Annotated in this window: 22 protein-coding genes and 2 pseudogenes; 3 read left to right on the top strand and 21 right to left on the bottom strand. The window is 62.6% G+C overall.

Features of this window, described 5'->3' with window-relative positions; all coding sequences use genetic code 11:
• Nucleotides 1-41: 41 nt before the first annotated feature.
• On the top strand, nt 42-1,055 hold the full coding sequence (locus ACM530_RS06995; RefSeq protein WP_145160234.1) for an AI-2E family transporter: 1,014 nt from the start codon (nt 42-44) through the stop codon (nt 1,053-1,055).
• Between the two features lie 135 nt (nt 1,056-1,190).
• Here the strand turns inward: ACM530_RS06995 and ACM530_RS06990 are convergent, their stop codons facing one another.
• A complete protein-coding gene (locus tag ACM530_RS06990) occupies nt 1,191-2,459 on the bottom strand; it encodes an Hsp70 family protein (protein ID WP_012721959.1) in 1,269 nt (422 codons plus the stop codon).
• Nucleotides 2,460-2,697: 238 nt separating this feature from the next.
• Here ACM530_RS06990 and ACM530_RS06985 point away from each other — a divergent pair, with 238 nt between their 5' ends.
• Complete coding sequence (locus ACM530_RS06985; RefSeq protein WP_145160238.1) at nt 2,698-3,642, top strand: DnaJ C-terminal domain-containing protein; 945 nt, start codon at nt 2,698-2,700, stop codon at nt 3,640-3,642.
• Nucleotides 3,643-3,897: 255 nt separating this feature from the next.
• On the opposite strand, the gene ureC is transcribed toward ACM530_RS06985, so the two are convergent.
• The 11 genes from ureC to urtA form a co-directional block, all read right to left on the bottom strand.
• Complete coding sequence (gene ureC / locus ACM530_RS06980; protein ID WP_145160240.1) at nt 3,898-5,598, bottom strand: urease subunit alpha; 1,701 nt, start codon at nt 5,596-5,598, stop codon at nt 3,898-3,900.
• Nucleotides 5,599-5,715: 117 nt separating this feature from the next.
• The gene (locus tag ACM530_RS06975) at nt 5,716-6,021 is read right to left on the bottom strand and encodes an urease subunit beta (RefSeq protein ID WP_416364493.1); all 306 of its coding nucleotides are present in this window, start codon (nt 6,019-6,021) and stop codon (nt 5,716-5,718) included.
• Nucleotides 6,018-6,551 carry a GNAT family N-acetyltransferase gene (locus ACM530_RS06970; protein ID WP_145160245.1) on the bottom strand — a complete coding sequence of 178 codons (534 nt, stop codon included), beginning with the start codon at nt 6,549-6,551 and terminating at the stop codon, nt 6,018-6,020. Before ACM530_RS06970 ends, ACM530_RS06975 begins: the two co-directional genes overlap by 4 nt.
• Before the next feature lie 5 nt (nt 6,552-6,556).
• A complete protein-coding gene (locus ACM530_RS06965) occupies nt 6,557-7,069 on the bottom strand; it encodes a GNAT family N-acetyltransferase (RefSeq protein WP_145160247.1) in 513 nt (170 codons plus the stop codon).
• A gap of 8 nt (nt 7,070-7,077) precedes the next feature.
• The gene (gene ureA, locus ACM530_RS06960; RefSeq protein WP_003171437.1) at nt 7,078-7,380 is read right to left on the bottom strand and encodes an urease subunit gamma; all 303 of its coding nucleotides are present in this window, start codon (nt 7,378-7,380) and stop codon (nt 7,078-7,080) included.
• 91 nt (nt 7,381-7,471) lie between these two features.
• Nucleotides 7,472-8,311 carry an urease accessory protein UreD gene (locus tag ACM530_RS06955; protein ID WP_404486642.1) on the bottom strand — a complete coding sequence of 280 codons (840 nt, stop codon included), beginning with the start codon at nt 8,309-8,311 and terminating at the stop codon, nt 7,472-7,474.
• A gap of 31 nt (nt 8,312-8,342) precedes the next feature.
• A complete protein-coding gene (urtE, locus tag ACM530_RS06950; RefSeq protein ID WP_416364492.1) occupies nt 8,343-9,041 on the bottom strand; it encodes an urea ABC transporter ATP-binding subunit UrtE in 699 nt (232 codons plus the stop codon).
• Between the two features lie 163 nt (nt 9,042-9,204).
• A complete protein-coding gene (gene urtD / locus ACM530_RS06945) occupies nt 9,205-10,065 on the bottom strand; it encodes an urea ABC transporter ATP-binding protein UrtD (protein WP_145160253.1) in 861 nt (286 codons plus the stop codon).
• On the bottom strand, nt 10,062-11,141 hold the full coding sequence (urtC, locus tag ACM530_RS06940; RefSeq protein ID WP_145160255.1) for an urea ABC transporter permease subunit UrtC: 1,080 nt from the start codon (nt 11,139-11,141) through the stop codon (nt 10,062-10,064). The genes urtD and urtC overlap by 4 nt, the downstream gene beginning before the upstream one ends.
• Nucleotides 11,141-12,643: an urea ABC transporter permease subunit UrtB gene (gene urtB / locus ACM530_RS06935; protein ID WP_416364491.1), complete on the bottom strand. Its 1,503-nt coding sequence runs from the start codon at nt 12,641-12,643 to the stop codon at nt 11,141-11,143. The genes urtC and urtB overlap by 1 nt, the downstream gene beginning before the upstream one ends.
• Before the next feature lie 167 nt (nt 12,644-12,810).
• Nucleotides 12,811-14,076, bottom strand: a complete 1,266-nt coding sequence (gene urtA / locus ACM530_RS06930) for an urea ABC transporter substrate-binding protein (RefSeq protein WP_145160259.1) — start codon at nt 14,074-14,076, stop codon at nt 12,811-12,813.
• A 259-nt stretch (nt 14,077-14,335) separates the two neighbouring features.
• On the opposite strand from urtA, the gene ACM530_RS06925 reads away from it, so the two are divergent.
• Nucleotides 14,336-18,910, top strand: coding sequence for a hypothetical protein (locus ACM530_RS06925; protein WP_416364490.1), 4,575 nt, complete (start codon nt 14,336-14,338; stop codon nt 18,908-18,910).
• A gap of 7 nt (nt 18,911-18,917) precedes the next feature.
• Here ACM530_RS06925 and ACM530_RS06920 read toward each other — a convergent pair.
• From ACM530_RS06920 to cbiE, 9 genes and pseudogenes are all read right to left on the bottom strand, one after another.
• Nucleotides 18,918-19,250 (bottom strand): annotated as a pseudogene (locus ACM530_RS06920) (FecCD family ABC transporter permease); the annotation flags it as partial.
• Nucleotides 19,237-19,364, bottom strand: a pseudogene (locus ACM530_RS06915) (iron ABC transporter substrate-binding protein); the annotation flags it as partial. The pseudogenes ACM530_RS06920 and ACM530_RS06915, both read right to left, overlap by 14 nt.
• Before the next feature lie 14 nt (nt 19,365-19,378).
• Nucleotides 19,379-20,761, bottom strand: a complete 1,383-nt coding sequence (locus ACM530_RS06910) for a PepSY-associated TM helix domain-containing protein (protein WP_416364489.1) — start codon at nt 20,759-20,761, stop codon at nt 19,379-19,381.
• A 116-nt stretch (nt 20,762-20,877) separates the two neighbouring features.
• Entirely contained in the window at nt 20,878-22,938 is a 2,061-nt protein-coding gene (locus ACM530_RS06905) for a TonB-dependent copper receptor (RefSeq protein WP_262210640.1), read from the bottom strand.
• Nucleotides 22,939-23,031: 93 nt separating this feature from the next.
• Entirely contained in the window at nt 23,032-23,394 is a 363-nt protein-coding gene (locus tag ACM530_RS06900; RefSeq protein ID WP_416365082.1) for a DUF2946 domain-containing protein, read from the bottom strand.
• Nucleotides 23,395-23,458: 64 nt separating this feature from the next.
• Nucleotides 23,459-23,941 carry a copper chaperone PCu(A)C gene (locus ACM530_RS06895; RefSeq protein WP_416364488.1) on the bottom strand — a complete coding sequence of 161 codons (483 nt, stop codon included), beginning with the start codon at nt 23,939-23,941 and terminating at the stop codon, nt 23,459-23,461.
• A 46-nt stretch (nt 23,942-23,987) separates the two neighbouring features.
• Nucleotides 23,988-24,383 (bottom strand): DUF2946 domain-containing protein, encoded by a 396-nt coding sequence (locus ACM530_RS06890; protein ID WP_106577683.1) that lies wholly within the window; start codon nt 24,381-24,383, stop codon nt 23,988-23,990.
• A gap of 643 nt (nt 24,384-25,026) precedes the next feature.
• Nucleotides 25,027-25,746, bottom strand: coding sequence for a cobalt-precorrin-6A reductase (locus tag ACM530_RS06885; protein ID WP_416364487.1), 720 nt, complete (start codon nt 25,744-25,746; stop codon nt 25,027-25,029).
• Nucleotides 25,743-26,948: a precorrin-6y C5,15-methyltransferase (decarboxylating) subunit CbiE gene (gene cbiE, locus ACM530_RS06880; RefSeq protein WP_416364486.1), complete on the bottom strand. Its 1,206-nt coding sequence runs from the start codon at nt 26,946-26,948 to the stop codon at nt 25,743-25,745. The genes ACM530_RS06885 and cbiE overlap by 4 nt, the downstream gene beginning before the upstream one ends.
• Nucleotides 26,949-26,986 lie beyond the last annotated feature (38 nt).

The following is a 26,986-nucleotide window of genomic DNA, read 5'->3' as shown; positions in this document are numbered from 1 at the left end:
GCAGACTGCCCATCCTTTAACGCCGTTCGTTTTGAGGCTGTATGCCAACGTTTTCTCAGCGTCACGTGTTGTTGCTGGTCAGTTGCATCATCATTTTCGGTGGATTATTGCTGGTCCTGCCGCTCAAGCTGCTGCCCAGCCTGCTGGCCGGCCTGTTGGTTTATGAACTGGTCAACATGCTCACCCCACAGTTGCAGCGGCTCATCGAAGGTCGGCGCGCGCGCTGGCTCGCTGTGGCGTTGCTCGGCACCTTGATCGTCAGCGTGCTGGCCCTGATCTTCGCCGGCGCCATCAGTTTCCTGCTCCACGAAGCGGAAAATCCCGGGGCCTCCCTCGACAAATTCATGGGCGTGGTCGATCGCGCGCGCGGCCAGCTGCCGCCGTTCCTCGACGCCTACCTGCCCGCCAGCGCCGCCGAGTTTCGCGTGGCCATCGGCGACTGGCTGAGCAAGCACCTGAGCGAACTGCAACTGGTCGGCAAAGACGCTGCCCACATGTTCGTCACCCTGCTCATCGGCATGGTGCTGGGCGCGATCATCGCCCTGCAGCGCGTGCCCGACCTGACCAAACGCAAACCCTTGGCCGCCGCCCTGTTCGACCGCCTGCACCTGCTGGTCCAGGCGTTTCGCAATATCGTCTTCGCCCAGATCAAGATCGCCGCGCTCAACACCGTGTTCACTGCGATCTTCCTCGGGATCGTGCTGCCGCTGTGCGGGATTCACCTGCCGCTGACCAAGACCCTGATCGTGCTGACCTTCCTGGTCGGCCTGCTGCCGGTGATCGGCAACCTGATCTCCAATACGCTGATCACCATCGTCGCGCTGTCGCTGTCGATTTGGGTCGCGGTGGCGGCGCTGGGGTACTTGATCGTGATCCATAAGGTCGAGTACTTCCTCAACGCGCGCATCGTTGGCGGGCAGATCAGTGCCAAGTCGTGGGAATTGTTGCTGGCGATGCTGGTGTTCGAAGCCGCATTCGGCCTGCCGGGTGTGGTGGCGGGGCCGATCTACTATGCGTATTTGAAGAGTGAGCTGAAGCTGGCGGGCATGGTCTAGCGCTTGAGGGGGCCTGGGCTGGCCCCTTCGCGAGCCCGCCCGCTGCCACATTCAAAGGTATCCCAAAGGTAAAACACGCATGAATGTGGGAGCCGGGCTTGCCCGCGATGGGCGCGACGCGGGGCGGGCAGAAACTCAGCTGCCGTAACGCTTGCTGGCCTCGATCGCCAAACCGCTGCCGATACTGCCGAAGATGTTGCCTTCCACGTGCCGCGCATTCGGCAACATCGCCGAAATGCTGTGGCGCAGTGCCGGAATGCCGCTGGAACCCCCGGTAAAGAACACCGTGTCCACCTGCGCGACACTGACCGACGCATCGGTCAGCAGCTGCGTGACGCTGTTGCGCACGCGCTCCAGCAAGCCATCAATCGCCGACTCGAACAGCGCGCGGCTCAACTCCACGCTCAGCCCTGGCTCAACCCGGTCGAGCAGCACGTGGCGGCTGTCCTCGTGGGTCAGCTGGATCTTGGTTTCTTCCACTTCCATGGCCAGCCAGTGCCCGGCGCGCTGTTCGATCAGCTTGAACAGGCGGTCGATGCCGCCGGTGTCTTCGATGTCGTAGCGCATGCTGCCCAGGGCCAGCTGGGATTTTTGCGAGTACACCGAGTTGATGGTGTGCCAGGTGGCCAGGTTCATGTGGTGGCTGGTGGGCATGTAGGCGCCGCTTTTCATGCGGCTGCCGTAGCCGAACAGCGGCATCATGCCTTGCAGGCTGAGCTGTTTGTCGAAGTCGGTACCGCCGATGTGCACGCCGCCGGTGGCAAGGATGTCGTCGTGACGGTTGTCATTGTGACGGCGATCCGGTGACAGGCGCACCAGCGAGAAGTCGGACGTACCACCGCCGATGTCGACGATCAGTACCAACTCTTCCTTCTCAATGGTGGACTCATAGTCGAACGCCGCTGCAATCGGTTCGTACTGGAAGGAGATATCCTTGAAACCGATTTTGCGGGCCACATCGACCAGGGTGTTTTCCGCTTCCTGGTCGGCCATCGGGTCGTCATCGACGAAGAACACCGGGCGGCCCAGGACCACTTCTTCGAATTCACGGCCGGCGTTGGCTTCGGCGCGGCTCTTGAGCTGGCCGATAAACAGCGCCAGCAGGTCGGTGAACGGCATCGCCGTGCCGAGTACGCTGGTGTCGTGCTTGATCAGCTTGGAACCCAGCAGGCTCTTGAGCGAGCGCATCAGCCGGCCTTCGTAGTTTTCCAGGTACTCGTGCAGGGCCAGGCGACCGTACACCGGGCGACGCTCCTCGAAGTTGAAGAACACCACCGACGGCAACGTGATCTTGTCGTCCTCCAGCGCAATAAGCGTTTCCATGCCGGGGCGGATCCAGCCGACGGTGGAGTTGGACGTGCCGAAGTCGATACCGCAGGCACGGGCTGGGGATGGGTTTTTCATGTCTATCGGGTTCCGGTTGAAAAACGGCCGCGCAGTGTATGCCAGTCGGGCACGGATGCGTAGGCCGACCATCCGTTAAATCGTGCTTGAAAGTGCGGGATTTGCCCCCACATCTGTTGCATACGGCTAGCGCCGATAACACTTTGACGCACCCCCAGGCCACATCACTCAACAGGTGCAATGCAGCGCACGTTGTGCCCCGGGCTGTGCGATCTCGATTAAGGATGGTGAACCGCCGATGGATTTCAAAGACTACTACAAGATTCTGGGTGTCGAGCCGAGCGCCGATGACAAGGAAATCAAGGCCGCCTATCGCAAGCTCGCACGCAAATATCACCCGGACGTGAGCAAGGAAAAAGACGCCGAAGAGAAATTCAAGGACGCGTCCGAAGCCTATGAAGCGCTTAAAAGCGCCGATAAGCGCGCGGAATACGACGAACTGCGCAAATACGGCCAACATGGCCAGCCGTTCCAGGGGCCACCGGGCTGGCAGAGCCGTGGCGGCTTTGGTGGCGGCCAGGACGCGGGCGACTTTTCGGACTTCTTCAGTTCGATCTTCGGCTCGCGCGGCGACGCGTTTGGCGGCGGTCAGCGCCGTCCAACCGGGCGCAAGGGCCAGGACGTGGAAATGCAGCTGTCGGTATTCCTTGAAGAGACGCTGTCCACCGAGTCCAAGCAGATCAGCTTCCAGGTGCCGCAATACGACGCCTCGGGTCGTCACGTCAGCAACACCACCAAGAGCCTGAACGTGAAGATCCCCGCCGGCGTGGCCGACGGCGAGCGCATCCGCCTCAAGGGCCAGGGGGCGCCGGGCATTGGCGGCGGTGCCAATGGCGATCTGTACCTGATCATCAAGTTTGCGCCGCACCCACGCTTTGAAGTGGACGGCGAAAACCTGATCATCAACCTGCCCCTGGCGCCGTGGGAATTGGCCTTGGGCACGGAAGTGGCCGTACCGACCCTCACCGGCAAGATCAACCTCAAGGTGCCGGCCGGCAGCCAGAACGGCCAACGCATGCGCGCCAAGGGCCATGGCCTGCTGAACAAGGCCGGGCAGCGCGGATACCTGTTCGTGCAGCTCAAGGCCGTAATGCCGAAAACCAGCGACGATGAGGTCAAGGCGTTGTGGCAGGAGCTGGCGAAAAAGGCCGCGTTCGATCCGCGAGAAAACTGGAACAGCTGACGCCGGGCCGCTCGCGTTCAGGCGCCGAGCACTGCATGGCAGCACTGCATAGATAGGCCCGGCCAATGGCGGGTGGTGAAAAGCTCCAGCGCTTTATCACCGCCCAAGGGAACCCACCATGGGCCTTCACATCACCCTTCCCCCGGCGCTAGCGCTGCCGGGGAATCAGGGGCAGCATCCGCGTTTCTGTCCTCTGTCATTCCCCCGTCTCTGGCAGACGTCCACGCAGAACCCCATGACTAGGTCGCCAAGGCGTCAGAACAGGAAGTAACGCTGCGCCATCGGCAGCACGTCGGCGGGCTCGCACCACAGCAGTACGCCGTCGGCCTTGACCTGATAGGTCTGTGGGTCCACTTCGATATCCGGCAGGTAGTCGTTGTGGATCAGGTCGGTCTTCTGCACGTCGCGACACCCCTTGACCACCGCAATCTGCTTTTTCAGGCCCAGGGCTTCGGGCAATCCGGCTGCCTGCGCGGCCTGGCTGATAAAGGTCAGGCTGGTGGCATGCAATGAACTGCCGAAGCTGGCGAACATGGGGCGGTAGTGCACCGGCTGCGGCGTGGGAATTGACGCATTGGCGTCGCCCATCAGGCTTGAGGCAATCGCGCCGCCTTTGAGAATCAGGGTCGGTTTGATGCCAAAAAATGCGGGGCGCCACAGCACCAGGTCGGCCCACTTGCCGACTTCGATAGAGCCGACAATATGGCTGATGCCGTGGGTGATCGCCGGGTTGATGGTGTACTTGGCGATGTAGCGCTTGGCGCGGAAGTTGTCGTTGCCTTCGCCGTCACCCGGTAACGGGCCGCGCTGTTTTTTCATTTTGTCGGCGGTCTGCCAGGTGCGCGTGATGACTTCACCGACGCGGCCCATGGCCTGGCTGTCCGAGCTGATCATCGAGAACGCGCCGAGGTCGTGCAGGATGTCTTCGGCGGCAATGGTCTCGCGGCGGATGCGGCTTTCGGCGAAGGCCACGTCTTCGGCAATGCTGGGGTCCAGGTGATGGCAGACCATCAGCATGTCCAGGTGCTCGTCGATGGTATTGCGGGTGAACGGCCGGGTCGGGTTGGTGGAACTGGGCAGCACGTTCGGGAAACCGCAGGCCTTGATGATGTCTGGCGCGTGGCCGCCTCCGGCGCCTTCGGTGTGGTAGGTGTGAATGGTGCGACCCTTGAGCGCGGCGAGCGTGGTTTCGACGAAGCCGGATTCATTGAGCGTGTCGCTGTGGATGGCGACCTGCACGTCATACTCGTCGGCCACGCTCAGGCAGTTATCGATGCTCGCAGGCGTGGTGCCCCAGTCTTCGTGCAGTTTCAAACCGATGGCGCCGGCCTTGACCTGTTCGATCAAGGGCTGCGGCAAACTGGCGTTGCCCTTGCCGGTGAAACCAATGTTCATCGGGAACGAGTCGCTGGCCTGAAGCATGCGCGCCAGGTGCCACGGCCCTGACGTACAGGTGGTGGCGTTGGTGCCGGTGGCCGGGCCGGTGCCGCCGCCAATCATGGTGGTGACGCCGCTGGTCAGTGCTTCTTCGATCTGCTGCGGGCAGATGAAATGCACGTGGGAGTCGATGCCGCCGGCGGTGAGGATCATGCCTTCACCGGCGATCACTTCGGTGCTGGCGCCGATGGCCATGGTCACGCCCGGCTGGATGTCCGGGTTGCCGGCTTTGCCGATCGCGTGGATGCGGCCATTCTTCAGGCCGACGTCGGCCTTGACGATGCCCCAATGGTCGATGATCAGCGCGTTGGTGATCAGCGTGTCCACGACCTCATGGGCGAGCAACTGGCTCTGGCCCTGGCCGTCGCGGATGACTTTTCCGCCGCCGAACTTCACTTCCTCGCCATAAACAGTGAAGTCTTTTTCGACTTCGACGAACAGCTCGGTGTCCGCCAGGCGGACCTTGTCACCGACGGTGGGGCCGTACATGTCGGCGTAGGCTTGGCGGCTGATTTTCATGTGTGTGCCCTGAAATATTTGTGTTGAATGTGAAATTGCTATCGGGGGCAAGCCCCCTCCCACCTTTGATGTGTGAACGCATTCAAATGTGGGAGGGGGCTTGCCCCCGATGAGGCCCTAAAGGTCGCCCATGACTCGCCCGGCAAACCCAAACACCCGCCGCCCGCCGCTCAAATCAACCAGCTCGACCTCACGGCTCTGCCCCGGCTCAAACCGCACCGCCGTCCCGGCCGGAATATTCAGGCGCATGCCACGGCTCGCCGCGCGGTCAAACGTCAGCGCGTCATTGGTCTCGAAAAAATGGTAATGCGAGCCCACCTGGATCGGCCGGTCGCCGCTGTTGGCCACGCTGAGGGTGACGGTACGCCGGCCGACATTCAGTTCGATATCGCCAGGCTGGATCTGATATTCACCAGGAATCATGCAGGTTGCCCCAGGGTCTTGAAGTAGATGGCGGTCGGGCTGTAGCGCCCGTCCGGGCTTTGGCAGTAGTCGGGCAATTCACCGATTTTGGTGTAGCGCAGCGACTGGTAGAAGGCTTCGGCACCGGAGCCGGCTTCGGTGTCCAGGTACAGCAGGCCGCGCTTGTGCTGGCGCGCGGCGAGTTCCAGAGTGTTCATCAATTGCTGGCCCAGGCCATGGCGGCGGGCGCTGCTGTGTACCAACAGTTTTTGCACTTCGGCGCGGTTGAGGCCATTGGCTTTCTGGCACAGCGCCAATTGCACGCTGGCGATTACCTGTTCATCGCGCACCACCACCCACAGCAGCAGGCTGGCGTCTTCGATACTGGCTTGTACGCCCTTCAGATAGTCGCGGGCCTGGGCTTCATCGAAGTCCGCCATGAAGCCGACCGACGCACCATGCTTCACCGCGTCCAGCAACAGCTCGATCAAGCCCAGGCGGTAATGGGCAAAACTTTCAGCATTCACTCGACGCAGTTGAGCCGTGTTCATCGATCTCACTCCTTGGGCGGTTCGGCGCCCGGATTCAATGTCAGTTGCATAAAGGTCAGGTCCAGCCAGCGGCCGAACTTGATGCCCACTTGCGGCATTTGCCCAGTGATGATGAAACCCTGGCGCTCATGCAGGCGAACAGACGCCTGGTTGCCGCTTTCGATGGCCGCGACCATCACGTGTTTGCCGGCGCTGCGGGCACGCTCGATCAGCGCTTGCATCAGGCGCTGGCCGAGGCCTTTGCCGCGCTGGTCATTGCGCACATACACCGAGTGCTCGACGCTGTAGCGAAAGCCTTCGAAGGGTCGCCAGTCGCCGAACGAGGCGTAGCCGGTGACTTCATCGTTTTCCACCGCCACCAGAATCGGGTACGCCTGGGCCTGGCGCGCCGTGAACCAGGCCTGACGGTTGGCCAGGTCGACGGGTTGTTCGTTCCAGATCGCGGTGGTGTTGAGCACCGCGTCGTTGTAGATGGCGCGAATGGCCGGCAGGTCTTGCTCGGTTGCATCACGAATCATGATCGGCCTCACGCGATAGGCTGGTGGACGGTGACCAGCTTGGTGCCGTCGGGAAAGGTGGCTTCCACCTGGATATCCGGGATCATTTCCGGGATGCCTTCCATCACTTGCTCACGGCTGAGCAGGGTGGTGCCGTAGTGCATCAAATCGGCGACGGTGCGGCCATCGCGGGCACCTTCCATCAAGGCGGCGGAAATGTAGGCGATGGTTTCCGGGTAGTTAAGCTTCACGCCACGTGCCAGGCGGCGTTCGGCGACCAGGCCTGCGGTGAAGATCAGCAGTTTGTCTTTTTCCCGTGGGGTCAAATCCATGGTTCAAGGTCCTTCATAAACAACATTCTTAAAAACACTGAAGATCAATGTGGGAAAGGGCTTGTGTGGGAGCTGGTTCCACTTCAGATCTTCATGTGCTCCAGATTCTCGGTGAAACAGCTTCTCGCCCCAGTACCGCCGGGCGCAACAGACGCCATAAATCAATCAACCAGCCCCGTGCCAGCAGCGCTTCACTGGCCAGGCAGCGGGCCACCAGCAACCCGGGCAGTTGGGTCAGGTCGCCGCGCACCGCATGGGGCAGGGCGCGGCAGCTTTCCAGTAACTCAGGCTCGATATCGCCAGTGAGCAACAGCGTGGCGAACACCGGTTGCCCGTCCAGCCCGATGGGCGAGTCGAGCAACCCATCGGCGCCTACAATGCGCTGGCGCTCATGCCAGAGCAACTGACCGTCGCGGCGGATATCCAGGTGCGATTGAAAGTGCCCCAGGTCAAAACGCTCGCCACTGGCGGGGCGGCCGAGGGCGACTACATCCCAGTAGAACAGCCGGGCATCGCCTTGCAGGTCAATGCGGGTGGTGAGTTCGGCCTGGGCGGCGCTGAACACGATGGTTTCCTGGGGCAGCCATTCCAGCGTGGCGCCCGCTTCCACGGTCAATTCAAGCTGTTGAAAGGCCGGGCCGCTGGCGCGGTACCACTTGGCTGCGCCGGGGCTGGTCAATTGCGCCCAGGCACCGGCGCCAACATGGGCGCGGATGTCCAGGCGATCACCGCCGGCAATCCCGCCGGGCGGGTGCACGATGATGTGCTGGCACACCTGGGGGCCTTCGGCGTACAGGTGCTTTTGCACGCGCAGCGGGCCGAGGTGGCGGCGCATCACCGGGCGCGTGGTGTCGCCGAAACGCGCGTAGCCGAGGTCCAGCTCGGCATGCCAGCTGGGGGTGAACAGGGCAGGGGAAACGGGCAGGTTCATGGTTGAGTGCTTATCGTCAGGACGCTACAGATTAGATGGTAACCAGCCCGCGTACACCTTCACTTTCCATATTTTCACCGCGGCCTTGCTGGACGATTTCGCCGCGTGACATCACCAGGTACTGATCCGCCAGCTCGGCGGCGAAGTCATAGAACTGCTCCACCAGCAGGATCGCCATATCGCCGCGGGCGGCGAGCTTCTTGATCACCATGCCGATTTCCTTGATCACCGACGGCTGGATGCCTTCGGTGGGTTCATCCAGAATCAACAAGCGTGGGCGGCTGGCCAGGGCGCGGCCGATTGCCAGCTGTTGCTGCTGGCCACCGGACAAATCGCCGCCGCGCCGATGTTTCATTTGCAGCAAGACCGGGAACAATTCGTAGATAAATGCCGGCACTTCCTTGGACTCGGAGCCCGGAAACCGCGACAGGCCCATCAGGAGGTTTTCTTCCACGGTGAGCCGCCCGAAAATCTCGCGGCCCTGAGGCACATAGGCGATACCTGCGTGCACGCGTTGATGTGGCTTGAACCCGGTGATGGCCTTGCCTTCCCAGTTCACCGCGCCCTCTTTGGCCGGCAGCAAGCCCATCAGGCACTTGAGCAGCGTGGTCTTGCCCACACCGTTACGGCCGAGCAGGCAGGTGACTTCGCCGATCTTCACGTCAAAGGACAGCCCGCGCAGGATGTGGCTACCGCCGTAGTACTGATGCAGCGTGTCGACTTGCAGCATGTTCAAATTCTCCTCAATTCCCTTGTAGGCACCGGATCAACTGTGGGAGCTGGCTTGCCTGCGATGCAGGCAACTCGGTATGCCTGATGGACCCAGGTGATGCCATCGCAGGCAAGCCAGCTCCCACATTGATGCGGTTCCCACAGTAAGCGCTCTGTCTGGCTCAGCGACCGAGGTAAACCTCGATCACCCGCTCGTTTTCCTGCACCTGTGCCAGCGAGCCTTCAGCCAGCACGCTGCCCTGGTGCAGCACAGTGACGTGGTCGGCAATCGAGCCGACAAAGCCCATGTCGTGCTCCACCACCATCAGCGAATGTTTGCCTGCCAGGCGCTTGAACAGTTCGGCGGTGAACTCGGTTTCGGCGTCGGTCATGCCCGCCACGGGTTCATCCAGCAGCAACAGCTGCGGGTCTTGCATGAGCAGCATGCCGATTTCCAGGAACTGCTTTTGCCCGTGTGACAGCAAGCCCGCCGGGCGCTGCGCCGAGGCGCTCAGGCGGAGGGTGTCGAGCACTTCATCGATGCGGTCTTTTTGCTCGCCGCTCAAGCGGGCGCGCAGGCTGGCCCACACGGATTTGTCGGTTTTCTGCGCCAGCTCCAGGTTTTCGAACACGCTGAGGGCTTCGAACACCGTGGGTTTCTGGAACTTGCGGCCGATGCCGGCCTGGGCGATCTGCACTTCGCTCATGCCTGTCAGGTCGAGGGTTTCGCCGAACCAGGCCTTGCCGTGGCTGGGGCGGGTCTTGCCGGTGATCACGTCCATCAGCGTGGTCTTGCCCGCGCCGTTGGGGCCGATGATGCAGCGCAACTCGCCGACGCCGATGTAGAGGTTCAAGTCGTTGAGCGCCTTGAAACCGTCGAAGCTGACGCTGATGTCTTCCAGGGTCAGGATGGTGCCGTGGCGGGTGTTCAGGCCCTTGCCGGCGGCCTGGCCGAGGCCGATTGCATCGCGGCTGCTGCCCGCGTCTTTGTTTGGCTCAAGAATGGGTTCGAGCATAAATTCCGCCGTCGCTGTGACTCTCATTGTTCACCCCGTTTCTTCAACAGGCCGATCACGCCCTTGGGCAAATACAAGGTGACGAGGATGAACAGCGCCCCCAGAAAGAACAGCCAGTATTCCGGAAAGGCCACCGTGAACCAGCTCTTCATGCCGTTCACCACACCGGCGCCGAGCAATGGCCCGATCAGCGTGCCGCGCCCACCCAAGGCCACCCACACGGCGGCTTCGATGGAGTTGGTCGGCGACATTTCACTGGGATTGATGATGCCCACTTGCGGCACATACAACGCGCCTGCCAGGCCGCACAACACCGCACTCAACACCCATACGAACAGCTTGAAGCCACGTGGGTCATAGCCGCAGAACATCAGGCGATTTTCGGCATCGCGTAACGCTGTCAGCACGCGGCCGAACTTGCTCTGCGCCAGGCGCCAGCCGGTGTACAGGCTCGCGACCAGCAACACGACCGTGGCCAAAAATAGCACTGCCCGTGTGCCGGGCTCGGTAATCCCGAAGCCCAGAATGCTGCGGAAATTGGTGAAGCCGTTATTGCCACCAAATCCGGTCTCGTTGCGGAAAAACAGCAGCATCCCGGCGAAGGTCAGGGCCTGGGTCATGATCGAGAAATACACGCCCTTGATCCGCGAGCGGAAGGCGAAAAAGCCGAACACCAGCGCCAGCAACCCCGGCGCCAGCACCACCAGGCACATGGCCCAAAGGAAATGCTCGGTGCCGACCCAATACCAGGGCAGTTCGGTCCACGACAAAAAGGTCATGAACGCCGGCAGCTCATCGCCGGACGCCTGGCGCATCAGGTACATGCCCATCGCATAACCGCCGAGGGCAAAGAACAAACCGTGGCCGAGGGACAGCATCCCCGCATAGCCCCACACCAGGTCCAGGGCCAGGGCGACGATGGCGTAGCAGAGGATTTTGCCCACCAGCGTGAGGGTGTAGGCCGACACGTGCAGCGGGTTTTCCGGCGCCAGCAGCGAACACAAAGGCAACGCCAGCAGCAGGATCAGGATCACCGCGCCGACGGCTATCGTCAGCGTGGGGCCGGCCTTTTGCGTGGCCGTAAGCATCAATGGCTGGTTCATCAGTCGATCACCCGTCCTTTCAGTGCGAAGAGTCCTTGCGGGCGTTTCTGGATAAACAGAATGATCAGCGCGAGGATCAGGATCTTGCCGAGCACGGCGCCGATCTGCGGTTCGAGAATCTTGTTGGCGATGCCCAGCCCGAAGGCGGCCATCACGCTACCGGCCAACTGGCCGACACCGCCGAGCACCACCACCAGGAACGAGTCGATGATGTAGCTCTGGCCCAGGTCCGGGCCGACGTTGCCGATCTGGCTCAGGGCCACGCCACCCAGGCCGGCGATGCCGGAACCCAGGCCAAAGGCGAGCATGTCCACACGCCCGGTGGGCACGCCGCAGCAGGCGGCCATGTTGCGGTTCTGGGTGACGGCGCGCACGTTGAGGCCCAGGCGCGTCTTGTTCAGCAGCAGCCAGGTCAGCACCACCACGCACAGCGCGAAGGCGATGATCACGATGCGGTTGTACGGCAGCACCAGGTTGGGCAGCACTTGAATGCCACCGGACAGCCACTGCGGGTTGGAGACTTCGACGTTCTGCGCACCGAACACCAGGCGCACCAACTGGATCAGCATCAGGCTGATGCCCCAGGTGGCGAGCAGGGTTTCCAGCGGGCGGCCGTAGAGGTGACGAATCACTGTGCGTTCCAGGGCCATGCCGATGGCGGCGGTGACAAAAAACGCCACCGGCAGCGCGATCAACGGGTAGAACTCGATGGCCGCAGGCACGTAGCGCTGCATCATCAGTTGCACCACGTAAGTCGAATAGGCGCCGAGCATCAGCATTTCGCCGTGGGCCATGTTGATCACGCCGAGCAGGCCGAAGGTGATCGCCAGGCCCAGGGCCGCGAGCAGCAGGATCGAGCCCAGGGACATGCCGCTGAAGGCCTGACCGAGGATCTCGCCAACCATCAGTTTGCGTTTGACCTGCGCCAGGCTGGTTTCGGCGGCGGTGTGCACGCCGGCGTCGGTTTCGACCCCAGGCGCCAGCAAGGCTTCGAGGCGCGTGCGCGCCAACGGGTCGCCGGTGCTGCCGAGCAAACGCACGGCGGCAAGGCGCACGACGGGGTCGGTATCAACCAATTGCAGATTGGCCAGGGCCAGGCTGAGGGCGGTGTGCACGTCCTCATTGGTTTCGGCGGCCACTTGCTGGTCGAGGAATTTGAGCTGCGCAGGCTGCGCGGTTTTTTGCAGGGTTTGCGCGGCACCCAGGCGTACCTTGGGGTCGGCGGCGAGCAACTGCTGACTGGCCTGCACGTTGTCGAGCAGGCCGCGCAGGCGGTTGTTCAGGCGCACGGTTTTGGTTTCGCCGTTGAGCGTGAGTTGACCGTGTTGCAGGGCGTCCACCAGCTCGATGCGCGCCGGGTCAGGCTGGGCGGCCCAGTCCTGCAGCAGCTTGGCTTGTTGCATCGGGTTGGCGTTGAGGAAGTCTTCGGCGTCGCTGGCGTGTGCGGCAAAAGGCAGCAACAGCAGCAAGGCCAGGAAATAGCGGTAGAGGGCAGTGGGCATAAACAAATGTCCTGATCATGCATGGACAGTGTGGGCGCGGGCTTTGTGTAGGAGCTGGCTTGCCTGCGATGGCATCGCTGCGGTGTAACGGGTACACCGAGTTATTGGCATCGCAGGCAGGCCAGCTCCCACACTGACCGCGCCCGACAGCTAATCTGTGGTGCGGCTTAGTTGCTCTTCACCGCGTAGTCCGGCTTCTTGTCATTGCCGGGGATGTACGGGCTCCACGGCTGCGCCCGAATCGGCTCTTCGGTCTGCCACACCACCGAGAACTGCCCGTCAGACTGAATCTCGCCGATCATCACCGGCTTGTGCAGGTGATGGTTGGTTTTATCCATGGTCAGGGTGAAGCCCGACGGCGCGGCGAAGGTCTGGCCGGCCATGGCTTCGCGCACCTTGTCGACGTCGGTGGACTTGGCTTTCTCAACCGCCTGCGCCCACATATGGATACCGACGTAAGTGGCCTCCATCGGGTCGTTGGTCACCGCTTTATCCGCGCCCGGCAGGTTGTGGGCCTTGGCGTAGGCCTTCCAGTCCGCGACGAATTTCTTGTTCACCGGGTTCTCCACCGACTGGAAGTAGTTCCAGGCGGCGAGGTTGCCCACCAGTGGCTTGGTGTCGATGCCGCGCAGTTCTTCTTCACCCACGGAGAAGGCCACCACCGGTACGTCGGTGGCTTTCAAACCCTGGTTGGCCAGCTCTTTGTAGAACGGCACGTTGGAATCGCCATTCACGGTTGAGACCACCGCGGTCTTGCCGCCGGCGGAGAACTTCTTGATGTTGGCCACGATGGTCTGGTAATCGGCGTGGCCGAACGGGGTGTAGACCTCTTCGATATCTTTGTCGGCGACGCCTTTGGAATGCAGGAACGAGCGCAGGATTTTGTTGGTGGTGCGCGGGTACACGTAGTCGGTGCCGAGCAGGAAGAAGCGCTTGGCGCCGCCGCCTTCTTCGCTCATCAGGTATTCCACCGCCGGGATCGCCTGTTGGTTGGGCGCCGCACCGGTATAGAACACGTTCGGCGACATCTCTTCGCCTTCGTACTGCACGGGGTAGAACAGCAAACCGTTGAGTTCTTCGAACACCGGCAGCACGGATTTGCGCGACACCGAGGTCCAGCAGCCGAACACCACGGCGACTTTGTCCTGAGTCAGCAGCTGACGGCCTTTTTCAGCGAACAGCGGCCAGTTCGATGCAGGGTCGACCACCACCGGCTCGAGCATCTTGCCGTTCACACCGCCCTTGGCGTTGATCTCGTCAATGGTCATCAACGCCATGTCTTTTAGCGAGGTCTCGGAGATTGCCATGGTCCCGGACAGCGAGTGCAGGATGCCGACCTTGATGGTCTCGGCGGCCTGCACGGTCCAGGTCAGCCCCATGGCGGCAATGGAGGCGGACAGGGTGAAAGCCTTGATCAAGCTGCGACGCTTCATGGTGCGATCTCCAGGAACTCAAGTTGTTATGAGGGCATTGCACAGGCTTTTGCAAAGGCTGTGCCGAGGTGCATGCGGGCGCTTGTTTGTGCGGCAGACGGACGCTGCCGGGCCGGTCGTGCGCACCAGATCGGCGCGCTGGTGGGGTGTGGGTGCACGGGGTGCGCTGAAGTGGTGCTGTGGTCGACAACTATCTAGCGCCGCCTGGAATCTCGTTGGTGCAACAGTGAGCGCTCCTCACTTTCCAAGGACTGAATGTATGCCACGTATCCCCCGAGTCGCTGCGCCGCAGCCGACCCTGCCGGTCTTGAGCCCGCCGTTTATCAGCGCGGACGATGCCGCGCGTTGGGCCTACGAACAGACCGATTACGCATCGGCCGACAAGGAATTCGGTGGCGCGATCCTCAAGCAGGGCCACCACTGGTTTGCCACAACGCCCATGGCCGACCAGCACGTCACCTTCGATCATCGGATCGTGCTGGCCTCCGACGCCGACGATAATTTCATCGCCCCCGAGGGCTATACCTGCGAGGCGCTCTATCACTCCCACCCGCCGGACATGGCACAGGTGAAGCTGCACAACCCCGGCATGAGCGATGAGCAGGCCTCGGTGTTCGTCAGTTTTTTCTCGCCTGCCGATCTGCGTTTTATCATCGAACACCGCCGTTCAGTGGCGGCGCACTATCTGTGCGGCCCCGAAGGCTCATTGCTCAAATACCTGAGCAGTGGCTCGGCGGCCGAAGTGCTATTGAGAAAGCGCATTGTCGGTGAGGAGCCGTTCGCGCCCTCTGCGGACTTCGAGTCGTTGATCTGGCAAGCCGCGCAAGCCGGCGATCTGCGCGTGGTGGTGGCCAATGCTCACTGGGGAGGCGTGCGCGGACGGGTCAAGCACGGCTGGCGGATCAACACGGCCGTCACCCAGGTGACAGAGGAACAGCCGTTCTGCACGCCGGTCTTCGAGCGCGCAGAACTGGCGCTGATGGCCGCGCGCGCGTTGTTCCCTGAAGGCTCAGCCCAGGGCTTTGTGCTGAAGCACACGCGCGGCGAAGCGTATGTGGCCACTTACCCCGAGGCCCTTGGCACGCCGTTGTTCTCTCCTGCTGCACGGTTCCCGTTGCGCGCCGATGGCCAGTTACGCCTGCCCTCCAACTTTCGACTGGAGGCTATCTACTACCGCGCCACGCCCTTGGCCGCTGACATTCCCGCACGTGAACCCTGGCTGTATTCCACCTTCTTTACCCCGGCCGAAGTGGCTGCCGCTATCACCCAGTCACGCGCGACCCTGGCGCTGCAGGACAAGACGCGTGGGCTGCATCTGTATCAGCAGGCGTCGGATGGCGCGCTGCTCAAGCTGCAAGTGCCCGGTTCTGCGACCGACTTGGCTGGCGCCGATGGTGACGACAACGGCGCCCAGGCCGCGCTGCTGGCCGGCACGCTGAGCCCGCGTGGCTATGTGCGCCGGGTGATTGCCTCAACGACGGTGTCGGTAGTGGCGGCGGGTTTGCTTTGGCGAACCCTCGGCCCGGTGGACAGCCGGTCGGCGGTGCTGGACGGTTCATATCGGGCCGTGTTGAGCCGCGCCTTTATTTCGGCTCACGATGCAGCGGTGTATGCGCACGAGCAGATAGGGCAGCGACGCGAGCGTGCCTATGGCGGCTATGTGCTCAAAGACGATAAAGGCCGTTTCTTTATCACCGAGCCTGAGGCAAGTGATGCCAACCCGTTTGCCCAGCTGCTGTTTTTTCCTGCGGATGGGCAAGGCCCGTTGATTGCGCCTGAGCCCTATCAGGTATTTGGGCGTTACGGCTCGCACCCTGCGCTGTCGATGGTCGACCCCGGTTGGGTGGCGCAACGACGCTGGAGCCGTGAAGACGCGCTGATCAACCTGCAGGTTTTTTCCGCCGATGAGATCCACGATGTGATCAGTCACGGGCAGCCGGCCTATCTGTCGGCCGCCGAGGATTGTTTACTGGCGTACACGCCCAGTTCTTCCAGCGCCGAGCAACGGCTGCTGACCCATACTGCGCCGCAACCGGGTGGCAGTTCCGCTCAGCAACGGCTGGACAGCGGGCAGGTCAAGCCTGCGCAATGGGTCATCGTGCTGGCCGAAGCCGGTGATTTGCGGGTGATCCTGGGCAACGCGTTGTGGGGCCCGCGCTCACCGGTCTATGACGACTGGACGGCGTATTTTGACTATGCGCCAAGAGTCGGCGCGCCTGACTACGCGACCTACGGCGCGCTGTTTGACAGCGCTGATGCGGCCGCTCGCAACCTTCACGCACGGGTTCATGGGCGCAACCTCGCCGAGCAGGCCTACTTCGGTTTTATTCTCAAGCACAAGGACACCGAGCAGTACCTGGCGAGCGAGGTTGCAGGCGTCGGCGACCAGAGTGCCCTGTTCAAGCTCAACCGTGTGTTTACCCCGATTGCGGGCGGCGATTTCCAGTTTCCGGACGGGTTCGTTCTGTGCGCATTGTTTCGTTCGCAGCAGTGGCAACCGGCGGGCGTGCCGGCCTCGACAGCCTGGCTGACCCGCTACTTCGTGATGCCCAAGGTGCTGTACGTCGCCCTCTATGACACCAAGCGTGCAGGCGAGAAATACAACAATGGCACCACCCTGCCGGCGTACTTCTCGACCCAGGAGGGCGCCTTGCTGCGGTACGTGTCGCTGCCGTTCAACGTGGGAAGTGGCGGCCCGGTGGACAGGCTCCTTGAGGATGACGAACGCTTATTGGCCTCGGGCCAGAAAACGGCGCAAGCCTTTGTCCGGGACTGGGCCGACCGAGGTGAACTCAAGGTGATTCACACCAGCCAGTGCTGGGACACTCCGGGAGTGGTATCGCGTACCTGGGCCGGCTACGAGCACCTGGCTCGACGCCGATTGAGCCCGGCCTTCGCCGACGCGGATGATGCGGCACGTTATGCCGCCGACATTATCGGCGAGGGACGCCGCCGCACCTATGGCGGGGTGCTACTGCGGCAGGCGGATGGCATGTACTTGGCGACCGACCCATTGGCCGTGCCGCCCCAGGGTTTTGCGCTGAACTGGGTGTACCCCGATGTCGCCGTCACTGGCGGGCTTTATCCCCATGGCAGCACCATCGTTGCGCGCTACCGCTCGGTGCTTGGCGAGGAGACGCAAATGCTGGTGGCCGCCGACCAAAAGGCTATCTACCAGAGCATGCTGCCCACCGCAGTGCTGTCGAACCTGTTGCACCGTGATCCTCGAATACAGCGCGAATACCTGTTCGGGCCCCAAGGCACGATCCTGCGTTACCAGTTGACCGGCTCGGTGGAGGAAGCGGCGCTCAAAGCGCGTCTGGTGCCACTGAACCCACTGAACGGCAACCAAGTAGACACCGAGGTCGAACGCCAACTGCGCGCCGGTACCCTGCTGCCGGGTGACTTCGTCGGCCAGGTCGCCAAGGCCGGCGACCTGCGCGTCGTCAAGGGCAATGCGTTGTGGGGGTTTGCCCGGCGCTTGAGCGCGCCCTTCGTGGCGAATCTGGCGACACTGCCGGCCCTGGAGATCAAGCAGGTATTCGCCGATGCGCCGTGCAGCCCGATCTTTGCCCGCGCCGACGACGCCGTACGTTATGCACAACGATTGGCATCGCCCCGGCCAGAGGTACAGTTCGGTTACGTGCTCAAGTCCGTCAATAAAAATGCCTACATGACTACTTTGCCGCTGGTACGCGGGAATTACACGCGGCTCGAACAGGTTTTTGCCGACGGCTTGCTGCCCCAGGGCTATGGCTTGGATGGCCTGTATTTGTGCGCCTCTACCGTTGCGATTGCGCCGTCCAGCGATGCCATGGCCACCAGTTTCTTCACTCCCCAGGCGTTGGCCGGTGGCGTCGGCTTCCTCGGCAGTCTGTCCAGAAGCCGAGGCTTGCCGCTTTACCTGCTGTGTGCCGACGGTGCGCTGCTCAGCTATGTGGTCGATAAAAACGGTCGGCAGTTGGCGTACGCAATGCTCAGCCAAGCGGGCGCCATCGGCCGGCGTCTGCTTGAGGGCGGCTCGACCGTCGCAAGTTTTGTCAAAGAACTGGCTGCCAAGGGCGCGCTGGAGGTGCGGGTGCGCAGCACCGTGTGGGGCAAGGAGCAGACCGTAACGGCGCAGTGGGAGCCGAATGCCGAACCCTGGCCGTTCGAACACAACCCTCACTTGCTGTCGTTTTGCGGGCCGCTGTTCAGCCATGCCGATGACGCGGCGCGCTGGGCTCGCAAACAGGTGGGCCCATTCAAGGGCGTCGAATACCTGGGCGCGGTGCTGACCTGTCCCGGGATTACCGGGTTTGTGCCACTTGAACCCGTAGAGGACCGCCACGCCTGGCTGCAGGACACGATTGTGAAACTGTTCCGGTTCGAGCGCGCCGGGCTTGAGGTCACGGTCGCGCACCCTCTGTTCGGCTACGCCGTTAACGCCGTGCAGGCCTTCTACAAAGGCATGGCTGCTGTGCCGGACCTGCAAGCGCAGGAAGTGAAGCTGCTGAACAATTTTGTCTCCGGCAACGAGCTGAGGTCGTACCTGGATATCGTCAAGATCAACCGCCCGGTCGCCGAGAGTGTGTACTTGACGTGCCGGGGCGGCGCACTGCTCAAGTATGTGCCCGGTTTCACGGCGGCCGAGACGCAACTGCTGAGTGCCAGTGCGTCGGTCTTGCCCAGCGCGCTGGTCAGCGGTTTGTGGGCGGCCGGCCAGCTGGCGGTGCTGGAAACCGACGCCTTCTGGACCCGCGCAGGGGTGTTGGGCAAGGCGTGGCAAGCCAACCTGCAGGCTGAACCTGATCCGCTGGACGTCGAGTACGGCCGGGACAAGGACGAACTCTGAGGTGTTATCAGCGCTTGCGCATCAGCCCGATAAAAAACAGCCCGCCAATCGCCGCCGTGGCCACGTCGACCCACACCAGGAGCACACTGCCCAGCAGCACGCACACCGGCAATAGACGCCGATGCTCGGCGCCGACCAAACGCCGGGCAATGTGCGGCACCATCAGCCCGACGAAGCCGATGGAGCCGCTGATCGACACCAGCACTGCGGTCATCAACGAGGCGACCAGGAACACCTTCAATCGCACAGTGCGTGCGTTGAGGCCGAGGGTCACGGCGGTCTGTTCGCCGGCCATCAAGGCATTGAGCGGGCGCGCCATGCTCAGCAGCAACAACAGCCCTTTGCACCTGGGCAACTTGCGCTTGCATTTGCGCGATCAACGCGTTGGTGCGTCCTGCACGTCGAAGATCCTGCCCAGGTTGCGCAGGTCGTTGTAGGTGTCGTCCAGGGTGGCGCATCTCGCCTGCCTCATGCAGAACCTGAGGTGGATTCACGTTGGTTGAAAAAGCGCGCCAACACCAGCCGATCCAATGCCCACACCGCGATCAATGAAGCGCCGACCAAGGGGAAAATGATCGCCAGCGCGAGCATGATCACCATCGCGGTTTTCCACTTCGGCACGTCATGGCGCAGCGGCGGCACACCCAGGCCACCGGCAGGCCGGCGTTTCCACCAGATCACCACGCCACTCAGCGCGCTGAGCAAAATCATCAGGCAGATCAGCAGCACGATGAGTTGGTTGACCCAACCGAACATCTTGCCTTCGTGCAGCATCACACCCGTCTCGGTGGCGCGCGCCAGCGCGTTGTAGTGTTCCCAGCGCACATCGGCGAGCACCTTGCCGGTGTATTGGTCCACGTGCAGGGTGGCGTCGTTGCGTGGGTCGTTGGCGAACACCGCGACGGTGAACACGCCGTCGGCGGTGCTTGGAAAGGTGATGCTGTAACCGGGCTCAACCTTGCGTGAATTGGCCAGATCGACCACCTGCTGCAAGCGCACGGTCGGCGCGGCCGGGCCCGACTGCATGGCACCGTGGTTCATGTGTTCGGCGTGGTCGCCGGACATCGGCATCGGCGTGTTTTCCATCGCCCACGGCACGGTTTGCTGGCTGGCGGTATTGAGGCTGCGCGCCTGCTGATCCGACTGCGGCACGTTGTTCCACATTGCCGCCGGAAAGCGATTCCACAACGCGGCGTATTGCTTGCCCCAGAAGCCGGTCCAGGTCATGCCGCTGAGCAGCATCACCAGTAAAAACGCCGCCCCCCAGAAACCGGCGACGGCGTGCATGTCGCGCCAGAACACGCGCCCACGCGCGTTGAACCGTGGCCACAACACCCCGGCCGACGACTTGCCGCGCGGCCACCACAGGTACAGGCCGGACACCACCAGCATCACGCCCCAACCGGCGGCGAGTTCCACCAGGCGGTCGCCGACGGTGCCGATCATCAGCTCACCGTGGAGTGCGCGGGCGATGGCTTGCAGGTTGTAGTTGGCATCCTGTTCGCCAAGCACAGTGCCGCGGTACGGGTCCACGAATACGGTCACTTCGCGGCCGTTGTCACGCATCACGAACTGCGCGCTGCTGGTGGCGTCGGCCGGTGGCAGGTATTTACTGATTTTGCCTTGGGGAAAGGCTGCCTGCGCTCGCTGTAATTGCTCGTCGGCACTCAGGGCGTGTTCGGCGCTTTGCACGGTGAGCAGCTCGCCGTACATCAGCGGGTCGAGCTGGGGTTTGAACAGGTAGATGATGCCGGTGAGGGCCAGCAGCACCATGAACGGCGCGACGAAAAGCCCGGCGTAGAAGTGCCAGCGCCAGGCCAGGTTGTAGAAGGAAATCTTTTGAGTGGTCATCGGGTGCTCCGCAAAGGCTTTAAAAATTTTTGTCGGTTATGCCGCCTTCGCGAGCAAGCCCGCTCCCACATTTGAAATGCATTCCAAGTGTGGGAGCGGGCTTGCTCGCGAAGCTTTTAGAAGCTCATGTCCACCTTGGTCCAGAGCGTGCGCCCCGGTTCCTTGATGGCTTGCGGGTCGCTGGCCGGGTAGCCGAAACCGGCGTTGCCGGCCAGGTTCAAGTGCTCGGCGTAGGCCTTGCCGAACAGGTTGTCGACGCCGGTGCTGACCTTGAAGTGCTTATTGATGCGGTACGCCGCGTTCAGCGAGAACACGCCAAAGCCGCCGCTTTTATCGAAGTCCTTGCCGACCACGTTGCCCTTGTTTTGGTCGATGCGGTTTTGCGCTGCAACCACGCGCCACAAGGCACCGGCGCTCCAGTCGTCTTCGCTGTAGGTCAGGCCGAAACGCGCGTCCAGCGGCGGCATTTGCGGCAGGGCCTTGCCGTCGCTGGTGTTCTTGCCCCAGGCATAGGCGAGGCTGGCATCGGCTTTCCAGTGACGGGTCAACTTGTAGGCCGCGCCGAGTTCGCCGCCCATGATCCGTGCATCGACGTTACGCGCCTGGGAGGTGGTGCCCATCATGCCGGGCTTGTAGTCGAACAGGATGAAGTCGCGCACCTGGCCGACATAAGCCGAGGCCCAGGCTTCTACGTCAGCGGTTTTGTACTGCGCGCCGAAGTCGAGTTGGGTGGTCTTTTCCGGCTTCACACCCTCGAAGGCATTCACTGAACCGACCGCGCCGGTCTTAGGGGAAAACAGCTCCCAGTAATCCGGGAAACGTTCCGAATGGCCCAGCCCGGCGTAGACGGTGGTGGGGCTGTCGGCCAAGTCGTGCTCATAGCGCACAAAGCCCGACGGCAGCGTATCGGCGCGGGTGTCGTCGGCGGTCGGGTTGGGGCGGGACATCATTCCTGAACCGGTCCTCTGGCGAAAATCCTTGGCCGAGGCGCGGTCCAGGCGCGCGCCGGTGATCAGGCGATCACGGTCGGCGGCGTACCAGGTCAGTTCGCCGAACACGCCATAGTTGTGGAAGTTGGCGTCCTTGTTGCGTGGCAGATCCTTGTAGGTGTCGATGCCCATGCTGCTGCGCTGGCGGTGTTCGTTGGTCTGCGCGTCCAGGCCGCTGATCAGTTGCACGTCGGCCCAACGCCAGGTGGCCTTGATCCGCGCGCCGAGGGTGCGGCGGTCGACGTTGGAGGCCATGGGACCTGCCATCATGCCGGTGCCGGACGGCGTGCGCAGGCTGTAGTTGTCCATCACATGATCGGCGTAGTTGTAGTAGACCTGGGCTTCGACCTTATCCAGCACCTCGCCGATGTTGGATTTTTCGAAGCGCAGGCCCAGGCTTTCGCGCAGGAACTGCGAGCCGTCCATGCCGCGCCCGGCGTAACGCGCTTCGCCATCGCCACGGCCGGCGGTAAGTTCCAGCAGGGTGTCGGCGTCGGGGGTAAAACCGACGGCGACGTCGCCGTTCCACTTGTCGTAGCGCGAGGCAACCGTGTCGTTGTTGCCGTCCTTGTAGTCATCGGCGTGTGCCTGGTTGCCGATCACGCGCACGTAGCCCAGCGGCCCGCCGGCGGCGGCATCGATGACTTTGTCGAAGCGCCCGTTGGAGCCGGCCAGCACGCTGGCGTTGACCCGCGTGCCCAGCTCGCCGAACTGCTCCGGCTCACGCTCGAACAGGATGGTGCCGGCCGACGCGCCCGGGCCCCAGAGCACGGTTTGCGGGCCTTTGATCACGGTGAGCTTGTCGTAGGTTTCCGGCGAAATGTAGGAGGTCGGTGCGTCCATCCGGCCTGGGCAGGCGCCGAGCATCATGCCGCCGTTGGTGAGGATATTCAGGCGCGAACCGAACATGCCGCGCAGCACCGGGTCGCCGTTGGTGCCGCCGTTGCGCACCAGCGCGAAGCCTGGGATGGTCTTGAGGTAGTCGCCGCCATCGCTGGCCGGCACCGGTTGGCGTGGGTCTTTGGGGTTGGTGATCACGGTCAGCGGCGAGCTGGGAGCAATCGCGGTGATCACCGTGGGGCTTAACTCATGATCATCGGCGTGTACCTGTGGCACCAACAGCGCGCCACACAGAACAGCGAAAACGGGGGTACATCCCATACGGGTGTCAGCAGAAAACCTGGACATGAAAAATTCCATCAATCATTCGTAAACAACACGGCCAGCAGCCTGCGGCTGTCTGTCTAAAGTCGGCCGGTGTGAAGTAACGCAGTGAAATGCTTACGCGGTGATGGGGGGCGCGCGGCTGCGCGCGCCGGGGAAAATGCTCTGCCGGGCATGGCCCAGGCGTGGGGCGGGGGTGAGGGCGTTGGCCGGCGGCGCGGTGCCGAGGGTGACGTAAGACACGCTGCCGGGCAGGGCCGGGCAACTGAAGAGCAGGCTGCAATAGCCGCACTTTTCCCAAAGCACGTGGTGTTCGTCAGGCGCTTTGCTGTGTTGCGGTGCATCGCCATGGCAGTTGGGCATGTCCATGGACATGTCCATCGACATACCGGCGTGATGATCCATCGGCATCGCTTGGGAAATCAGCGGACCGATAAAGATCATCAGCATGGCGAACAGGCTGATCCAGCTGGCGCGCATCAAACCCAGGGGCTTGCGGCGTTGCACGGATAACCTGGCGCGAGGGGCGCCCATCGAGGTTGGCCTATTGCGCGTGCATAGACTCGTGGCCAGCCGCTGGCGGCGTTTTCTGAACCGAAACTTCCACTTCAACCTTGCCGGCTTTTTCGAACGTCAGGGTCAGTGGGAATTGCTTGCCGTCGGCCAGCCGGCTGCGGTCTTTGAGGCCCAGCAGCATCACGTGATAGGCCATTGGCGCGAAGGTCAGATCCCCCTTGGCCGGCACGGCAACGCTGGGCACTTGTTGCATCTTCATCAGGTCGCCCTGCATCACATGCTCGTGCAGCTCGGCCTTATCCGCTACCGGCGTCTCGACGCCAAGTAAGCGGTCCGGCGTTTCGCCGGCGTTATGAACCACGAAATACGCAGCGACAGTCGGCGCATTCGGTGGCAGCTCCTGTGACCAGGGATCGCTGACCAGCAGATCGCCGGCCTTGTAGTCATCGGCATTCGCAGCAACACACACCGGCAGCAACAACGCAGCCAGAAGCAGGGAAGATTTGAGCATGGCAGTTCTCCAGAACGGTTCTAAACGCAGTTCACTTGCGAAGAAATCAGACCGTTGGAGACGCGCGCGGGTTGAGGCTCGGCCATTGCTGGCGCGGGGTAGGGGCTTGCAATGAAGGCGGCGGCAGACTCTGCGCCGCCGCAAAACGCGTGAGATACAACTGCGGCACATGCCCCGGCAAGGCCACCAAAGGCGGTGAGCCCGAGCAACACCAGCAGTGCTGCATGGTGGAGTGGTCGTCCTGCTGCGGCGCCGGAATGTCCAGCTTGCCCAGGGCAATGGTCTTCAGGCTGGCGCCATTGGAGGAGCAAAAACTGCCCCACAGCAATTGCTGAACAGGGTCGCTGGACTGTTGCATCGCACTGGCCATCGGCATGGCAAAGGCGTTGAACAGCACTGCAAAGCAGGCGATCCATACAATTGCAAAGCGTTGACGGGCCATGGCGGACAATCCGTAGGGTTAAGCGATCAGGTGCGTATTTAGCCTGATCGGTGGGGATAAGTAAAAAAGGCTGGTGTGGTTTGGTGTCGCAGTGGTTGCCTTTATGATAGTCGGGAACCACAGATTGCCAATCTTAACCCTGTGGGAGCGGGCTTGCTCGCGAAGGCGGTGTATCAGTAACGGCCAGGCTGACTGACCCACCGCCATCGCAGGCAAGCCAGCTCCCACACTTATTTGTGCCTGACCAAAATTTTGCGCCCGCCACAAACCAAATGTGGGAGCGGGCTTGCTCGCGAAGGCGGTGAATCAGTAACGGCCAGGCTGACTGACCCACCGCCATCGCAGGCAAGCCAGCTCCCACACCTATTTGTGCCTGACCAACATTTTGCGCCCGCCACAAACCAAAAGTGGGAGCGGGCTTGCTCGCGAAGGCGGTGAATCAGTAACGGCCAGGCTGACTGACCCACCGCCATCGCAGGCAAGCCAGCTCCCACACCTATTTGTGCCTGACCAACATTTTGTGCCCGCCACACTCCAACTGTGGGAGCCGGGCTTGCCCGCGATAACGGTGGGTCAGCCAATGAATTATTAACTGACCCATCGCCTTCGCGAGCAAGCCGCTCCCACATTGGAAAGGGGGGGTTTAGAGCGTGTTGACTGCCTGTAGCACCGCGGCCACGGTGGTGAATTCTCGATATACCTCAGCCAACACGGGACGCTTCAAGACAAGCACCGGTAGTCCCAGCTCCCGCGCCACTTCCAGCTTCGGCTCAGTGGCCGCACTGCCGCTGTTCTTACTGATCAACACATCAATCCCACGCCGCTCAAACAACGCACGCTCGTCCTCAATCAGAAACGGCCCACGTGCACCGATGACTTCACAGCGTGCATTGCCGGGATACACATCCAGGGCGCGCAGCGTCCAGAACTGATCGGCGGGGATTTCATCGAGGTGCTGCAACGGCTCGCGCCCCAGCGTGAACAACGGGCGCTGGAAGGGTTTCAACGCTTCAATCAGCTCGGCCCAATCACTGACCTCACGCCAGTCATCCCCGGCTTGCGGCTGCCACGCGGGCCGCCGCAACGCCCAGCAAGGAATGTCGCACAACTGCGCAGCCAGGGCGGCGTTGCCACTGATCTGAGCCGCATAGGGATGCGTGGCGTCGAGGATCAAGCTGATATTTTCATCGCGAACAAACTGCGCCAGGCCTTCAGCCCCGCCATACCCACCGACGCGCACGTGGCAGGGGAGATCGGTAGGCACACGGCCCACACCGGCCAAACTGTAGATATGCTGCGGCCCCAGCGTGCGGGCGATGGCCAACGCTTCCGTTACGCCACCCAACAGCAGGATGCGTTTCATAGCGGCTTGACCACTTCCAACAGGGTTATCGGCAACGCCTGGCGCCAGGTGTCGAACTCGCCCAGCGGCTGGGCCTGGGCCACGTGAATGCGGGTCAGCTCGCCGCCGTGCTCTGCGCGCCAGGCCATCAGGGTCATTTCGCTTTGCAGGGTCACGGCATTGGCGACCAAACGGCCGCCGGGGCGCAGGTGCTGCCAGCACATGTCGAGCACGCCATCACGGGTGACGCCGCCACCGATGAAGATTGCGTCCGGTGCTTCCAGTCCGGGCAGCACGTCCGGCGCCTTTCCACGAATCAATTGCAGACCGGGCACGCCAAGGGCGTCGCGGTTATGTTCGATCAGGCCTTGGCGGCCTGCGTCGGCTTCAATCGCCAGCGCGCGGCAGCTGGGATGGGCACGCATCCATTCGATGCCGATGGAGCCACTGCCCGCGCCTACGTCCCAGAGCAACTCGCCGGGCATCGGTGCGAGGCGGGCAAGCGTCATGGCGCGCACGTCACGCTTGGTCAGTTGGCCGTCGTGTTTGAAGGCTGAGTCCGGCAGGCCGGCGAGGCGCGACAGGCGCGGCGTGTTGGCGTCGGCCACGCAGTCAATGGCGACGAGATTCAAATCCGCAACCGAGGCGTGTGGCCAATCAACCGCCAGCCCGTCAATGCGCTGTTCATCCGCGCCGCCCAAGTGTTCAAACACACTGACACGGCTGGCCCCAAACCCGGACTCAACCAACAGCGAAGCAATCGCCGCAGGGCTGCGGCCATCGTTGCTCAACACCAGCAACCGCACGCCGCTGGCCAGCTGCGCATGCAGCGCCGCCAGCGGCCGCGCAACCACTGACAACGTCACCACGTCCTGCAATGGCCAGCCCAACCGCGCCGCCGCCAGCGACACCGACGACGGCGCCGGTAAAACCAGCAACTCTTCAGCCGCCACCTGGCGCGCCAGACTGGCGCCCACGCCATAGAACATCGGGTCGCCGCTGGCCAGCACGCACACAGGCTCGCCGCGTCGCGCCAACACGGGCGCCAGGGAAAACGGGCTTGGCCACAACTGCCGCTCACCACGAATACACACCGGCAACAGGTCCAACTGACGCTGGCCGCCTATAATCCGGGAGGCGCGCAACAGGGCGTGCCGGGCGTTTCTGCCCAGCCCCTTGAAGCCGTCTTCACCGATGCCTACTACCGTCAGCCAGGGCGACATATCAATTCCTTGAACGACATCCGACGGGCAGGCTTTTC

This window comes from Pseudomonas sp. NFX183 (genome assembly GCF_047943075.1).
GTDB lineage: Bacteria > Pseudomonadota > Gammaproteobacteria > Pseudomonadales > Pseudomonadaceae > Aquipseudomonas.
This window is presented reverse-complemented; position numbering and strand designations above follow the sequence as displayed.